At 73.4% G+C, this 13433-nt stretch carries 12 protein-coding genes; 6 read left to right on the forward strand and 6 right to left on the reverse strand.

Translation table 11 applies throughout. The annotated features are described in order from the left end of the window. Nucleotides 1-66: 66 nt before the first annotated feature. From ABZ642_RS32890 to ABZ642_RS32905, 4 genes are read right to left on the reverse strand one after another with little or no spacing between them, the layout of a single operon-like run. Nucleotides 67-1407 carry an AAA domain-containing protein gene (locus ABZ642_RS32890; RefSeq protein ID WP_360490529.1) on the reverse strand — a complete coding sequence of 447 codons (1341 nt, stop codon included), beginning with the start codon at nucleotides 1405-1407 and terminating at the stop codon, nucleotides 67-69. Continuing rightward, nucleotides 1404-2993 carry a hypothetical protein gene (locus ABZ642_RS32895; RefSeq protein WP_360490532.1) on the reverse strand — a complete coding sequence of 530 codons (1590 nt, stop codon included), beginning with the start codon at nucleotides 2991-2993 and terminating at the stop codon, nucleotides 1404-1406. The genes ABZ642_RS32890 and ABZ642_RS32895 overlap by 4 nt, the downstream gene beginning before the upstream one ends. After that, complete coding sequence (locus ABZ642_RS32900; protein WP_360490535.1) at nucleotides 2984-4165, reverse strand: hypothetical protein; 1182 nt, start codon at nucleotides 4163-4165, stop codon at nucleotides 2984-2986. Before ABZ642_RS32900 ends, ABZ642_RS32895 begins: the two co-directional genes overlap by 10 nt. Next, entirely contained in the window at nucleotides 4062-5015 is a 954-nt protein-coding gene (locus ABZ642_RS32905; RefSeq protein ID WP_360490538.1) for a phosphatase PAP2 family protein, read from the reverse strand. The genes ABZ642_RS32900 and ABZ642_RS32905 overlap by 104 nt, the downstream gene beginning before the upstream one ends. Nucleotides 5016-5226: 211 nt before the next feature. Between ABZ642_RS32905 and ABZ642_RS32910 the strand changes: the two genes are divergently transcribed. Further along, a complete protein-coding gene (locus ABZ642_RS32910) occupies nucleotides 5227-5823 on the forward strand; it encodes a histidine phosphatase family protein (protein ID WP_360490541.1) in 597 nt (198 codons plus the stop codon). A 129-nt stretch (nucleotides 5824-5952) separates the two neighbouring features. Here the strand turns inward: ABZ642_RS32910 and ABZ642_RS32915 are convergent, their stop codons facing one another. Then, nucleotides 5953-7431 (reverse strand): hypothetical protein, encoded by a 1479-nt coding sequence (locus tag ABZ642_RS32915; RefSeq protein ID WP_360490544.1) that lies wholly within the window; start codon nucleotides 7429-7431, stop codon nucleotides 5953-5955. Between the two features lie 255 nt (nucleotides 7432-7686). On the opposite strand from ABZ642_RS32915, the gene ABZ642_RS32920 reads away from it, so the two are divergent. Further along, nucleotides 7687-8091, forward strand: coding sequence for a hypothetical protein (locus ABZ642_RS32920; RefSeq protein WP_360490547.1), 405 nt, complete (start codon nucleotides 7687-7689; stop codon nucleotides 8089-8091). Nucleotides 8092-8127: 36 nt separating this feature from the next. Further along, nucleotides 8128-9000, forward strand: a complete 873-nt coding sequence (locus ABZ642_RS32925; protein WP_360490550.1) for a fused MFS/spermidine synthase — start codon at nucleotides 8128-8130, stop codon at nucleotides 8998-9000. 6 nt (nucleotides 9001-9006) lie between these two features. Here the strand turns inward: ABZ642_RS32925 and ABZ642_RS32930 are convergent, their stop codons facing one another. Then, nucleotides 9007-9525: a hypothetical protein gene (locus ABZ642_RS32930; protein WP_360490553.1), complete on the reverse strand. Its 519-nt coding sequence runs from the start codon at nucleotides 9523-9525 to the stop codon at nucleotides 9007-9009. 98 nt (nucleotides 9526-9623) lie between these two features. Here ABZ642_RS32930 and ABZ642_RS32935 point away from each other — a divergent pair, with 98 nt between their 5' ends. From ABZ642_RS32935 to ABZ642_RS32945, 3 genes are all read left to right on the forward strand, one after another. After that, entirely contained in the window at nucleotides 9624-10334 is a 711-nt protein-coding gene (locus tag ABZ642_RS32935) for a response regulator transcription factor (protein WP_360490556.1), read from the forward strand. Then, nucleotides 10331-11758: a HAMP domain-containing sensor histidine kinase gene (locus tag ABZ642_RS32940; RefSeq protein WP_360490559.1), complete on the forward strand. Its 1428-nt coding sequence runs from the start codon at nucleotides 10331-10333 to the stop codon at nucleotides 11756-11758. Before ABZ642_RS32935 ends, ABZ642_RS32940 begins: the two co-directional genes overlap by 4 nt. Before the next feature lie 131 nt (nucleotides 11759-11889). After that, a complete protein-coding gene (locus tag ABZ642_RS32945) occupies nucleotides 11890-13362 on the forward strand; it encodes a cellulose binding domain-containing protein (protein WP_360490562.1) in 1473 nt (490 codons plus the stop codon). The last annotated feature ends 71 nt before the right edge of the window (nucleotides 13363-13433 follow it).

A 13433-nucleotide genomic window follows, 5' to 3' on the forward strand; every position in this document is an offset into this window, starting at 1 on the left:
GAAACCGCCCGGCGCCGGACCGTCCGGCGGGCGGGGTGGTGGGCGGGGTGGTGGGCGGCACCTTTGTCAGGGGCGCCAGGTCACTCGGTGTTCGGCGAGGTGGGCCAGGACCGCGTGGTTGGCCTCCCAGCCGTCCGGGAACTTCACGAGTGTTCCCAGCTGGACCGGTTCTGTCGACGGGTAGTCGTCCAGGAGGTCGGTCACGCCGGCGCGGCAGATCACGATGCAGGCCTGGCGGTGCCGGGAGGCGAGGACGCACAGGCGGCCCGTCTCCAGGTGGAAGGCGGTGGCGTCGGGGCGGCCGGAGAGCGGGTGGAGGACGACCGTCACGTCGTACTCGCGGCCCTGGAGGCGATTCGCGGTGTCGACGGTGATGTCCGTCACGCCCAGCTCCGCCAGGGCCGCGCGGACCGCCGCCGCCTGGTCCCGGTGGGCCGTGCCGACGGCGATCCGGTCGGCGGTGAGGGGCGACGGATCGGGCGAGCGTTCGGAGAGTGCCGCTCCGCCCCGGTCGAGGAGTCGTCGTACCACCGTCGCCACCGCCCGGACCGCCTCCGGGTCGGTGCGTGGGGTGTGCCGGGCGGGCAACTCCAGCAGGCCCCAGCCGGACTCCGCCGCCTCGTCGATCACCCGGTCGGGCCCGGAGCCGTCGGAGGCGACGGCGAAGGCCAGCCGGCGGTCGCCGTGGTCGGTGCCGCTGCGGAACGGGGTGTACGGGTAGAACGCGCCGGAGACGAGCGGGGCGGCGGAGGCGGGGAGGCGCCAGGAGACCGGGAGGCGATGCTGCGGGAGGCCCGGGTTGTGGGCGAGGAGGGTGGAGACGGCCGAGGCCGAGGGGTCGTACGACAGGCCGGCCCACTGCTCGCTGCCCACCGTCGCGAACGGGTCCAGCTGGCCGGGGTCGCCCACGAACAGCGCCCGTTCGAACAGCCCGGCCACGGCGAGCAGCGAGTCCGAGCGCATCTGGTACGCCTCGTCGACGATCGCGTGCCGCCAGGGCTCGTCCACCGCGACATGCGCCCACTTCGCGGCGGTGGACAGCACCACCGGCGCCTCCCTGAGGTCGGCCGCCTTCGCCGACTTGCGGACGTTCGGCAGGTCGTCCAGCGCCTTGTCGTACGGGTCGGCGTCACTGCTGTGCAGCCGGCCGACGGGCAGCTCCGGGTTCTTCTCGGCGAGCCTGAGGACCAGGTCGTCGACCTGCGCGTTCGTCTGCGCCACCACCATCAGGGGGCGGCCCGCGGCGGCGAGTTCGAGGGCCGCGCGGACCACCAGCGTGGACTTGCCGGCGCCCGGCGGGGAGTCCACGACCACGCCCCGGTCGGTGCCGTGCAGGGTGTCGTGGAGGATCGCGTCGGTGGCGCGGGTGGCGGCCGCACCCGGGTCGAGATCGACGTCGGCGGTCACAGCACGTCCTCCTCGGTCACCGTATCGGCCGCCTCCGAGGCGGCCTCGCCCGGCGGGCCGCCGTGGGTCCACGGGGTCGCCTCCGGGTCGGGCAGCTTCGCCCCGCCGCGCTGCTCGTGTTCGAACAGGGTGAAGGTGAGCAGGTCGCCCTTCTCCGGGACCGACCCGACCTCCGGCTCCTTGCCCCGGCCCATCTTGTCCAGGACCCGGAGCACCAGGACCCCCTCGGCCTCGTACCCGACGAACTCCATGGACTGCGGCTTGCCGCCCAGCGAGCGGTACGCCTTCGCGCGCTCCCCGAGATGCGGCCGGTCCTCCGTGCGCAGGGTCACCAGCGGGCGCGGGCTGGGCCGCTTGCCCTCGCTGTACGCCATGACGACATCGAGGACCTCGCCCGCGAACGCCTCCCCGGTCAGCCGCCGCCCCGCCATCACCAGCGGGTCGTCCAGCGCCTCCTGGGCGTCCAGCCGGGCCTGTTCGCGCTCGCGGGTGGCCAGCTTGTTGGCGGCGGTGACCGCGTCGTCGCGGCGCGGCTGCGGGGGCTCGCCGGCCAGCACCCGGTCCCGGTGGCCGGTGAACGACCAGCGGTCGCGGGTCCACCGCTCCTCGACCCGGGCGCCCTCCGGCAGCCGGTGCAGCAGGTCAAGGCCGCGCCAGACCGCGTCCCAGGTGGGCCGGGTCCGGCTCGCGACGAGGTCGCGGATCTCCTGCTCGGCGGCGGTGAGGATCGCCAGCCGGGCGTCGGCCTGGAGGCCGTCCTCGGCGCCGGCCAGGGCGGTACGGGCGCGGTCGTACCGCTCGAAGGCGGGGGCCAGCAGCTTGTTGTCGAACGCCGGGTCGGTGGCCGGGCCGGCCGGCGGGCACAGCAACTGGCCGTCGCCGTCCCGGGCCAGCTCGGCCACGCGCGCCGCTTCCGCGCCCGTGCCGCCCTGCGGCGGGTCGATCCAGGCCAGCAGTGCGCCCAGGTGCTGGTCCTCGACGCCGGACTGCCCGGTCGCCCAGTGCCGGGAGAGCAGGTCCGTCATGGCGAGGAGGAGGGAGGAGCCGGGGACGCGGGCGCGCTCGCCGAAGTGGGTGAGCCAGCGGCCGAGCAGCGGCACCCGGGGCGGGGCCGGGTAGGGCGCCTCCGGGTCCTGCTCCGCCGTACGCCTGAAACGCGTCGACCGCCCCAGCAGCCGTACGTACTCGATGCCCGCGCGGCCCGGGACGATCAACTGGGGCGCGTCCGCGCACAGTTCCACCTCGACCTTGACCCGCTTGCCGGTCTCCGGGTCGGTCTCGGTGCGCTCGGCGGCCTCGACCGAGCCGGCGTAGGACTCCAGGTACGGCAGGACGACGTCGGCGAGCTCGGCGAGGAACGCGAACCGCAGGTCACGGTCGCGTGGCTGCGGTACGACCAGCAGGCGCGGGGCGTCCCGGTCGGTGCCGACCAGGGCGCCGAGGGGCGCACCCGCCTCACCCGAGGTGGTGAGCGGCACGAAGACGAGGGGGCGCTCGGACAGGTGCCGGTGGCGGACGGTCGCGGCGGGCTGGGCGGTGCCCGTGCTGACGGCTTCGAGCCGGGCGAGGGTGGTGATCAGGGACACCTGGCCCCCTGGGTGCTCAGCGCTTCGGCGCGCAGGGCGGCCGCCCTGCGCAGGGCCGCCACCGCCGGGTCGTCCGCGTCACCGCTGTCGCCGCGCGCCGCCGACAGGACGTCCTCGACGGTGCTCAGCCCGCCCAGCTCGGCCCGGACCGCACGGCCGAGCGTGGTGACCTCGTCGGCGGCGCGGGAGCGCTGCCGGCAGTGGAAGGCCAGTTCGCAGGCGGACAGGCACTCGGGCGCGTAGGCCGCCGGGACCGCCTCGACGGCCGCCGTCAGCTGCTCGGCGGGCAGGCCGGGCGCGAAGCAGGTGCCCTCGGGGAGGGTGTCGGCGATGTCCTGGATGCGGGTGAGCCGGGCCAGCTGGCGGGCGGTGACCGCGCGCTGCTTGCGGACGTCGACGGCGGCGGCGGTGGGCAGGTTGGAGAAGTCCTTGGGGCAGACCAGCAGCACGTCGTGCCGGACCCGCGGGGCGGGGTCGAGGCGGGCCGCGACCTCCTCGAGGGCCAGCACGTACACCGCCGCCTGCCGGGCCGCCGCCCCCACCTTCGCCGGGTCCGCCGAACCGTCCAGCATGGGGAAGGACTTGATCTCCACGACCGTCCAGCTGCCGTCGGGGTGCACGACCACCGCGTCCGGCTCCAGGAACGCCGGGGAACCGGCCACCTGGAGGGCCAGCATCGGGTGGTCGAGGAGAACCCAGCCGCCCGCCTCGCCCGCCTCGCGCAGCGCCAGCGCCGTACGGGCCGTACGCCCCTCCGGGCCGATCGCGGTCAGGTCGGGCACGGCGGCCCGCTCGGCCGGCTCGGCGCCCGGATCGAGGTGCTTGCGCACCAGCCGCAACAACTCCGCCCCGCCGTCCGCCTTCACCCTGGCCTCGAAGGCGTTGCCCCGGGTCAGCGCGAACTGGGACTGGCCGAAGGCCGACGGTGCGCCGAGGGCGCTCGCCAGCGCGGTCTTGTCCACCCCGGCGCCGTCCAGGATCGCCCGCCGCCGGCACCCCGGGTTCGCGGCGAGCGCCGCGAGGGCGCGCGCGTCGAGGGCCTTGGCGGGGACGTCGGGGCCGCGCAGCTCAGCGAGCTGGTGCCGGAGCGCCGTCCCCCGCGTCGGTGGGGGCGGCGTCCGGTTCGGCTCCGGAGGCGAGCCGGGACTCGCGCTGCGATGGGATGCGCTCACCCGCCGAAGTCTGGCATCCGCCACTGACAATCGGGGAAACCGTGTCGCCGGAGCGGGCTGCGACCAGTGAGGTGCCCTGGGTCACCCGGACCCGGACGAAGTCCGCCGCCCGCATCACGTACGGCGCGATCAGGTAGCCGACGCCCATCACGAACACGCCCGCGACCGCGTCCAGGAAGTAGTGGTTGGCGGTGCCCATGACCACGATCGCGGTCAGCAGCGGGTAGGCCACGCCGAGCACCTTGGTCAGGCGGTTGCCGCCGTACCGCCACAGCATGACCCCGCACCACAGCGCCCAGCCGCAGTGCAGGCTCGGCATCGCCGCGTACTGGTTGGTCATCCCGCCCAGACCGCGCGGGGCGCTGGCGTCGCCGCCCCACCAGCCGTACGAGCTGTACTGCGCCATCGTGTCCACGAAGCCGTGCTTCACGTCCAGCAGCCGGGGCGGGCAGGTGGGCAGCAGGGTGAAGCCGATCAGACCGATGAACGTGGACGTCATCAGCCAGGTGCGGGCCCGCCGGTAGATCTCGGCGCGCTTGCGGAACAGGAAGACCAGGATCACCGGGGTGATCAGGTAGTGCAGTGAGGCGTACCAGAAGTCCGCGGGTATGCCGAGCCATGCCTCCCGCGTGAACAGGCGGTTGAGCGGGTGCTCGGCGTTGAGGTGCAGGGCCTTCTCGACGCGCAGGATCGCCAGGCCGTGGTCGACGGCGGTCGAGGTGTCGCCGCGCGCGAGCAGGCGGCCGGCCGTGTAGCAGCCGTACACCAGCAGGATCAGCGGCAACTCGGTCCACCAGCGGAGTCGGGTCGGCGCAGTCACCTCGGTGCCCGTTTTCTCGGTCTGCGGCATCCGACTGCCTCCCCCTTCTCGTCCCTGTCCGCGCGGCACCCGGCGGGCCGACCGTGACACTTTACGTTGCGCGCATTCCCGCCCATGCGGGGCGCTCAGCCCTCAAAGACGCGGAGACCGCCCGCCGGGTTGCCCGTTCCCGGCGCGTTCCCAGGGTGGGTGATGATGGAGGTGTCCCGCTTCCGAATTTCTCCCGAAGGGTTTGTCCTCCATGGCACCGCGCATCCTGCTGGCCCGGCACGGACAGACGGAGTGGTCGCTGTCCGGCAAGCACACCGGCAGGACCGACGTACCGCTCCTGGAGGAGGGCCGGCAGGGGGCCAAGCTGCTGGGCGAGCGCCTGCACCGGCCGCCGTACGACGGTCTCGCGGGCGCCGAGATACGCACCAGCCCGCTGGCACGCGCGCGTGAGACGTGCGAACTCGCCGGGTTCGGCGAGCGGGCCGAGCGGTGGGACACGCTCATGGAGTGGGACTACGGGGCGTACGAGGGCCTGACCCCGGCGGAGATCCAGGCGGCCCGGCCGGGCTGGCTGATCTGGCGGGACGGCGTCCCCGGGGGCGAGTCCCTGGCGGAGGTGACCGCGCGGGCGGACGAGACCGTCGCCTGGGCGCGCTCGGCCGATCGGGACGTACTGGTGTTCGCCCACGGTCACATACTGCGGTCGATCGGGGCGCGGTGGCTGGGCCTGCCGCTGGACTTCGCGGCACGGATCCGCCTGAACCCGACATCGCTGTCGGTGCTCGGATGGGCTTACGGCGAGCCCGCGATCGAGAGCTGGAACGACTTGGGGCACTTGGCCGGCTGACCGGACGCCCGCGGCCACAGCGCCCCTTCAGGGGCGCCGGGCTGTATCGATGTGCGGCTACCGCCGGGTGGGCGCGACCAGCCCCCACGCACCCGCAGCCGCACAATCACCTGTCGACCCCCGCCGGCCCTACACAACCCGAGGAGTCGACGCGTGCCGGTCCAGGAACTCCTGGACCCCGCTCGCCCGCCGATGCGGCAGCAGCACCCGCGCCGTACCCGCCAGCATCCCCTGGATCCGTGACGACTGGACCTGGCCCAGCAGGTCCAGCACCCGCAGCCCCGCCCTCGCCGCCTCGTCGGGACGCCCCCCACGGGCGAGGTCGTCCGCGAGTTCCGCCGTGTACAGCGCGATGTTCCTGGTGAAGTGCGGATCCTGCAGCTCGGCGGCCCTGCGCGCATGCCGCGAGGCCCGCCGCCAGTCGCCCAGCGTGGACCAGCACTGCGCCTCCAGGCCCTCCAGCTCGGCCTCTCCGTAGAAGCTCATCCACTCGGGGTCGGCGTCCGAGTGGCCTCGCTCGAAGAGGGCCTGCGCCCGGACCAGGGCCTGCTCGCAGCCGGTGCGGTCGGCGAGCCCGGCCCAGCCGCCCGCCTCGCGCAGCGCCAGCAGGGACATCAGGCGGGCCGAGCCCAGCGGCCGGCCGACCCGCTGCGCGGCCTGTGCCGCGCGCACCGCTTCCCGCGGCCGCCCCGCGTCCCGCGCCAGGAACGCCGTGTTGCAGAAGGCGTGCGCCTCCAGCCCCGGGTCTCCGGTCATCCGCGCCGTCGCCAGCGCCTCCGCGTAGTGCGAGCGGGCGTCGTCGAAGCGGCCGGAGTCATGGGCCAGCCAGCCCACCGAGATGGCCAGTTCACCGGCGCCCGAGTGCAGGCGGTCGGCGGTCGTCTGCCGAGTCGCGCCGGCGTCCAGCAGCGCGTACGCCGCGCGCAGCGGAGCCGCCGCGCGCCGGTACAGTCCGTCCGCGCCGTGCCGGTCGTCGAGCAACCGGATCCGGCGTACGGCCTCCTCCAGGGCGGCCGCGTGCGAGGACCCGGCACGGTGTACCGGCCGGTTCGCCGCCACGGCGTCGATGGTGGACCCCAGCGGGCCCAGCGTGGCGGCGGCCACGGTGGCGCCTCCGCCGGTCATGAATAGGCGACGCAGCACGTCGCTCTCCTCGTAGTTGTCGTGCGTCTCGTACGTGTCCTGCGGGTGATGCGTGTCCTGCGGTTGAAACCTGTCCTGCGGCTGAAATCCGTCCTTCGGGTCATACGGCTCGATGGCCTCTTGCGTCTCACCTCTCACGAGTGCGAGCGGTGTGTCCCCGGGCTGCCGTGCCCCGCGTCCGCGGACGGACGAGCGGGGCGCGAAGCCGAGGTCGGCGAGCGTGCGACCGGGGAACATGTGCAGGAACACCCGTTCGTACGCATAGTTCGGGCAGCGGATCTCACCTGCCTCGACCCGGCCGATGTAGCGCGCGTCACAGCTCACCCGCTCGCCGATCTCGCGGGCGGCACGCCGGACCAGCGCGGCGAACTCGGCCGGCGAGTGCCGACCGCGCAGCTGCCGGAAGGCGAGGTTCGGCCGTACCGGCCGATCGGGCTGCGACGAGGTCGTGGTTGACGACGTCATGGCCGGGTCCTCTCGTGCGAACCGTCGAACCATGCCGGACTCATGCTGAGTTGTCCGAGTGGACCCTTGATTCCGGCGGGCAAGAACGTACCTGCTGTGTCGGACCCGTGACGCTGGGTTTAGCTACAAACCGGATATCTCATGCACGATCTGCCATGAACTGCCATCCTTTGCGGCTGACTTCCGCCGTAGCCGTTGACGCGGTGGCGCGTTGGACGTCATGGACTGCAAGAGGGCTGCGCGGTGGAGGCCGGGATGGAGACCAGCCAGAGCAACGATCCTTGTACGCCGTCGAGGACTTCGACGGCAGACGATGCGGGGTGCGACCTCGTGACGGTGCCGGCCCGGCAGGGCCTGGAGGCGGTCGACATCCTGCGCCGGGGGGCCGGGGACGCGGTGGGGCCGGTACTCCACCACGACGGGGGCGACACCCTCGGCTTCGTGGTGCCGGCCGGTACGGCGGCGGGCTGGGACGTCCCCGGCAGCACGTGCACCGGGACCGACGGGCGCGGCCTGCGGCTCAACCCCGAGCCGCCGGTCGAGGGCTCCGACTGGCTGCTGCCGCCCGGCGAGGCCGACCTCGCGACGGATCCGGCGGTGCTGCGCCGGGCGCTCGGGGAGGCGGCCCGGCTGATCGAAGTGGCGGACAGCTGCTGCTGAATTTCGGGTACGGCCGCGGCCTGCGAAAATGGCGGAATGGGCAAGTCCAGGAATTCACGGCGCCGGTCGGCTGCCGCCGCCGAGGCCGTCGTCGAACCGGTCGACGGCGGCCTCGCCCAGCTCATACCCGACCCCGAGCGCGGCCGGGCCTGGACCCTGCTCATCGACGGCGCCCCCCAGTCGCACGTCGACCTCGACGACCCGGGGTACCTCTCCTTCGAGTACCAGCGCCGCCTCGGCCATGTGATCGACCTGGTCGCGCCGCCGGGCAGACCGGTGCAGGTGGTGCACCTCGGGGGCGGGGCGTTCACGCTGGCGCGGTATGTCGCGGCGACCCGGCCCCGGTCCACGCAGCAGATCGTCGAACGGGACGCGGCCCTCGTCCAACTGGTCCGGCGGGAGCTGCCGTTGGATCCGAACGCGCGGATACGGGTGCGCTCCGTGGACGCCCGGGAGGGGCTGGGCAAGGTGCCCGAGGGGTGGGCGGACCTGGTCATAGCGGATGTGTTCAGCGGGGCGCGCACCCCGGCGCACCTGACGTCCACGGAGTTCCTCGACGAGGTCCGGAGAGTCCTGCGGCCGGAGGGTGCCTACGCGGCGAACCTCGCGGACGGGCCGCCGCTCGCGCACCTGAGGGGGCAGATCGCCACGGCGGCGGCACGGTTCGCGGAGGTCGCGGTGGTGGCGGACGCGGGGGTGTGGCGGGGAAAGCGGTTCGGCAACGCGGTGCTGATGGCGGCCGACGTGCCGCTGCCGGTCGGGGAACTGACCCGGCGCTGTGCTTCCGACTCCCACCCCGGGCGGGTCGAACACGGGCGGGAGTTGCGGGACTTCACCGGTGGGGCGGTTGTCGTGACGGATGCGGTGGCCGTGGCTTCGCCTGCTCCGCCGCCATCGGTGTTTCGGTGAAGCCTGTCAGTAGGTCTCGACCTGCACGTGCGGTGGGCCGTCGTGCCATGTGCAGAACACCGACACCCGGTCCGTGCTCCTGCTGAACTCGATGCGGATCCAGGACTCCGTCTTCCAGACCTGCATCGACCAGCCCGTTCCCGGTGTCGCCGAGACGAGGGTCGCGCTGGTGTCGCCCAGGTCGAAGACCGCCCGGCCGCCGTCCGTGTCGTAGGCCTTGACCTCGCCGGACGCGGTGGCGGACGGGGCCGGGGTGGCCGTCGGGGTGCGGGAGGGCGTCGGAGCGGGGGTCGCCGACGGGCGGCGAGAAGCGGTGGGTGAGGGACTCGGCGGGCGGGACGTGGCCGGCGCCAGCGGCTTGGAACCCTGCGCCGTCGGGTCGTCGTCCGCCGCCGTGATGGGCAGGGCGCGCGGCGGGTCGTAGGCCGTGCCCGCCATCACCGTGTGGACACCCCACCACGACAGCGTGACCGCCGCGCCCGTGGCGAGCAGCCAAGCCAGTACGTGTACGAGTCCTCTGCGCATCGCGGGCCATACTGCCCCAGGCGTACCGCCGTGCGCACTCGACCCGAGTTATCCACAGGCTCCGACCGGCGCCTGCCGCATGGCGTACGGTGCGGCGCATGGCAAGTGTGCTCGTGGTCGAGGACGACCAGTTCGTACGCTCGGCGCTCATCCGGCATCTCACCGACGCCTCGCACACCGTGCGCAGCGTCGGTACGGCACTGGAGGCGCTGCGCGAGGTCGCCCATTTCCGCTTCGACTTGGTCGTCCTGGACCTCGGACTGCCGGACCTGGACGGCTCCGAGGCCCTGAAGATGCTACGCGGGATCACCGACGTGCCGGTGATCATCGCCACCGCCCGGGACGACGAGACGGAGATCGTCCGGCTGCTCAACGCCGGAGCGGACGACTACCTGACCAAGCCGTTCTCCGTCGAGCACCTGTCGGCGCGGATGTCCGCCGTGCTGCGCCGGGCGCGGTCGGGCGGGGGCGAGGTGGCGCCGTCCAGTGTGCTGCGGGTCGGCGGGCTGACCGTCGATCCGCTGCGCCGGCAGGCCGAATTGGACGGGGTGCGGCTGGATCTCACCCGGCGCGAGTTCGATCTGCTGGCCTTTCTGGCCGGGCGGCCCGGGGTCGTCGTACCGCGCAAGGAGCTGCTGGCGGAGGTCTGGCAGCAGTCCTACGGGGACGACCAGACCATCGACGTGCATCTGTCGTGGCTGCGGAGGAAGTTGGGGGAGACGGCGGCCCGGCCGCGTTATCTGCACACACTTCGGGGAGTCGGTGTGAAGCTGGAGCCGCCGGGCGGGGAAGCGAGGCCGGTCGGATGAGATGGGCACTGGTCAAGGTCTGTCTGGCGGTCACCGCGATGGTCGTGGTCGCCTTCGCGGTCCCGCTCGGCCTGGTGGTCAAGGAGATGGCCCGGGACCGTGCCTTCTCCAACGCCGAGCGGGAGGCGGCCGCCGTCGCCCCCGCCCTGTCCATCACCACCGACCGGGACAAGCTGGAGCGGGTGGTGGCCTCGGCCGGCGCCGACCGGGGCATGGCCGTGCACATACCCGCGTCCGGAGACGGCGCCGCCGTCGACATCGGCCGGCAGCGCGCCGCCGACCGGGACATCGCGACCGTACGGAAGCTGGGGCGTGCCTCCACGACCGGGGTGGCGGGCGGCTCCACCCTGTTGCAGCCCGTGGCGCTCGGCTCCGGTGCCATCGCGGTCGTCGAGGTGTACGTGCCCGAGTCCGAGGTGACCAACGGCGTCTCCACGGCCTGGGCGGTGCTCGCCGCCGTCGGCCTGGCGCTGGTCGTCGGCTCGGTCGCCGTCGCCGACCGGCTGGGCGTACGGATGGTGCAGCCCGCCCAGCGGCTGGTCGAGGGCGCGCACGAACTGGGCGAGGGCAAGCTGGGGTCGCGGGTGCCCGAGGAAGGGCCGACCGAACTGCGGCTGGCGGCGGCCGCGTTCAACTCGATGGCCGACCAGGTCGTACAACTGCTCGCGAACGAGAGGGAGCTGGCCGCCGATCTGTCGCACCGGCTGCGCACCCCGCTCACCGTGCTCCGCCTCAACGCGGCCTCGCTCGGGGACGGGCCGGCCGCCGAGCAGACCCGGGCCGCCGTCGCCCAGCTGGAGCGGGAGGTCGACACCATCATCCGGACCGCCCGGGAGGCCAAGCCGCAGACGGCGGCCGCCGGGCCGGGCGCCGGGTGCGACGCGGCCGAGGTGGTGCGGGAGCGGATGGGGTTCTGGTCGGCGCTCGCGGAGGACGAGGGGCGCAAGTGGCGGGTGGCCGGTGTGGACCGGCCGGTACGTATACCGGTGGCCCGCGCCGACCTGGCCGCGGCACTCGACGCGCTGCTCGGCAATGTGTTCCGGCACACCGCCGAGGGCACCGCCTTCGCGGTCGACGTGCACAACGGGGACGACGCGGTCATCGTGCTGGTCTCCGACGCCGGGCAGGGCATCCGGGACCCGGAGGCGGCGATGGCCCGGGGGCGGGGTTCCGGGGCGGCCGGGTCGACCGGGCTCGGCCTGGACATCGTGCGCCGGCTCGCCGAGTCGACGGGCGGGGACGTACGGATCGGCTCGTCGGTGCTCGGCGGGACCGAGGTGCGGATCTGGATCCAGCTGGACGGTGGGAAACCGGAGCGGAAGGGGCATCGGGGGGCGGTGCGCAGGCGCCGTTCGCGCAGGCAGTCGGGGGAGGCGGGCAGGCGAGGAAGTGGGGAGACCAAGAAAATTGGTCTCGACCTTTAATCGGTCCCGATCCCTTCCTTAAGCGCACCCTAAGATCCGCAACGCCCGTACCTATCAGGCCGTTTGTCCGAATCCAGGTCGCTAGCGTGCTGCCGCACCCCCCCATTCGGCAGGCGAAGGCAGGCACGCGCATGAGCACGCACCGGCGCAGGATCAGTGGCAGGAACAAGGCGATAGGCGGTCTGGTCGCGGCGGCCGTGGTCGGTGGCGGGGCGATCCTGTTCACCGGTATCGCGCAGGCGGCCGGGGTCGGCGCCGCGTACACCAAGACCAGCGACTGGTCGACCGGGTACACCGCGCAGTACGTCGTGACGAACAACAGCGGTGCCACGGAGAAGGACTGGACGCTGGAGTTCGACCTGCCGGCCGGTGCGAAGCTCAGCTCGCTGTGGAACGCCGAGTACACCGTCAGCGGTCAGCACGTCACCGTGAAGCCGCCGAAGTGGGACGCGGACGGCCTCGCGGCCGACGAGTCGGTCACCGTCGGCTTCGTGGTCAACGGCAGCGGGGACCCGACCGGTTGCCGTATCGACAACGCGAGCTGTTCGGCGGACGGCACGGCGACCCCGGAGCCCAGCGGCCGCCCGACCCAGTCCACCCAGCCGACCCCGACCCCGACGGCCACGGCCACGGCCTCCGCCACCCCCACCCGCACCGCGACGGCGACCCCCACCGCGTCCCCCACCCAGAGCAGCGGCACCGGCACCACCACCTCCGCCGGCTTCGCCCCCTACGTCGACACCTCCCTCTACCCGGCGTTCGACCTCCTCGCGGCCGCCGACGCGACCGGCGTGAAGAACTACAACCTCGCCTTCGTCACCGACGGCGGCGGCTGCACGCCCAAGTGGGGCGGGGTGACGGACCTGGCAAGCGACGGCGTGGCGTCCCAGATCGGCGCCCTGCGCGCCAAGGGCGGTGACGTCCGGGTCTCCTTCGGCGGCGCCTCCGGCTCGGAACTCGCGACCACCTGCTCCTCGGCGGACGCGCTGGCGGCGGCGTACGGCAAGGCCGTGGACGCGTACCAGCTGACCAAGGTCGACTTCGACGTGGAGGGCGGCGCGCTGCCCAACGCCACGGCCAACACCAACCGCGCGAAGGCCATCGCCAAGCTCCAGGCGAGCCACCCGAACCTGGACGTCTCCTTCACCCTCCCGGTCATGCCGGAGGGGCTCACCCAGGACGGCGTGAACCTGCTCGCCGACGCCAAGGCCAACGGCGTGAAGATCAGCACCGTCAACATCATGGCGATGGACTACGGCGCCTCGTACAACGGCGACATGGGCACCTACGCCACCCAGGCCGCCACCGCCACCCAGGCCCAGGTCAAGAGCGTCCTCGGCCTCTCCGACTCCGCGGCCTGGAAGGCCGTCGCCGTCACCCCGATGATCGGCGTCAACGACGTCTCCACCGAGGTCTTCAAGGTGGACGACGCCACCCAGCTCGTCGCCTTCGCCAAGTCCAAGGGCCTCGGCGGGCTGTCGATGTGGTCCGCCACCCGCGACAAGCAGTGCGCAGGCGGCGCCAAGCCCACCGCCGACGCCACCTGCAGCTCGATCACCCAGGACAAGGACGCCTTCGCGAAGGCGTTCGCGGCGATCGGCTGACAGGATCCCCGGCAGGCCCGCGAAGCGGCTTCTGCGCAAGTGAGGGGGGCGCGGTATCCCCTGTACCGCGC

The organism is Streptomyces sp. NPDC007157, assembly GCF_040634235.1.
GTDB lineage: Bacteria > Actinomycetota > Actinomycetes > Streptomycetales > Streptomycetaceae > Streptomyces.

Coding starts and splice junctions, on each gene's coding strand:
- ABZ642_RS32905 (WP_360490538.1), bottom strand. CDS start 5,015: ATGCCGCAGACCGAGAAAACGGGCACCGAGGTGACTGCGCCGACCCGA.
- ABZ642_RS32910 (WP_360490541.1), top strand. CDS start 5,227: ATGGCACCGCGCATCCTGCTGGCCCGGCACGGACAGACGGAGTGGTCG.
- ABZ642_RS32915 (WP_360490544.1), bottom strand. CDS start 7,431: ATGACGTCGTCAACCACGACCTCGTCGCAGCCCGATCGGCCGGTACGG.
- ABZ642_RS32920 (WP_360490547.1), top strand. CDS start 7,687: ATGGAGACCAGCCAGAGCAACGATCCTTGTACGCCGTCGAGGACTTCG.
- ABZ642_RS32925 (WP_360490550.1), top strand. CDS start 8,128: ATGGGCAAGTCCAGGAATTCACGGCGCCGGTCGGCTGCCGCCGCCGAG.
- ABZ642_RS32930 (WP_360490553.1), bottom strand. CDS start 9,525: ATGCGCAGAGGACTCGTACACGTACTGGCTTGGCTGCTCGCCACGGGC.
- ABZ642_RS32935 (WP_360490556.1), top strand. CDS start 9,624: ATGGCAAGTGTGCTCGTGGTCGAGGACGACCAGTTCGTACGCTCGGCG.
- ABZ642_RS32940 (WP_360490559.1), top strand. CDS start 10,331: ATGAGATGGGCACTGGTCAAGGTCTGTCTGGCGGTCACCGCGATGGTC.
- ABZ642_RS32945 (WP_360490562.1), top strand. CDS start 11,890: ATGAGCACGCACCGGCGCAGGATCAGTGGCAGGAACAAGGCGATAGGC.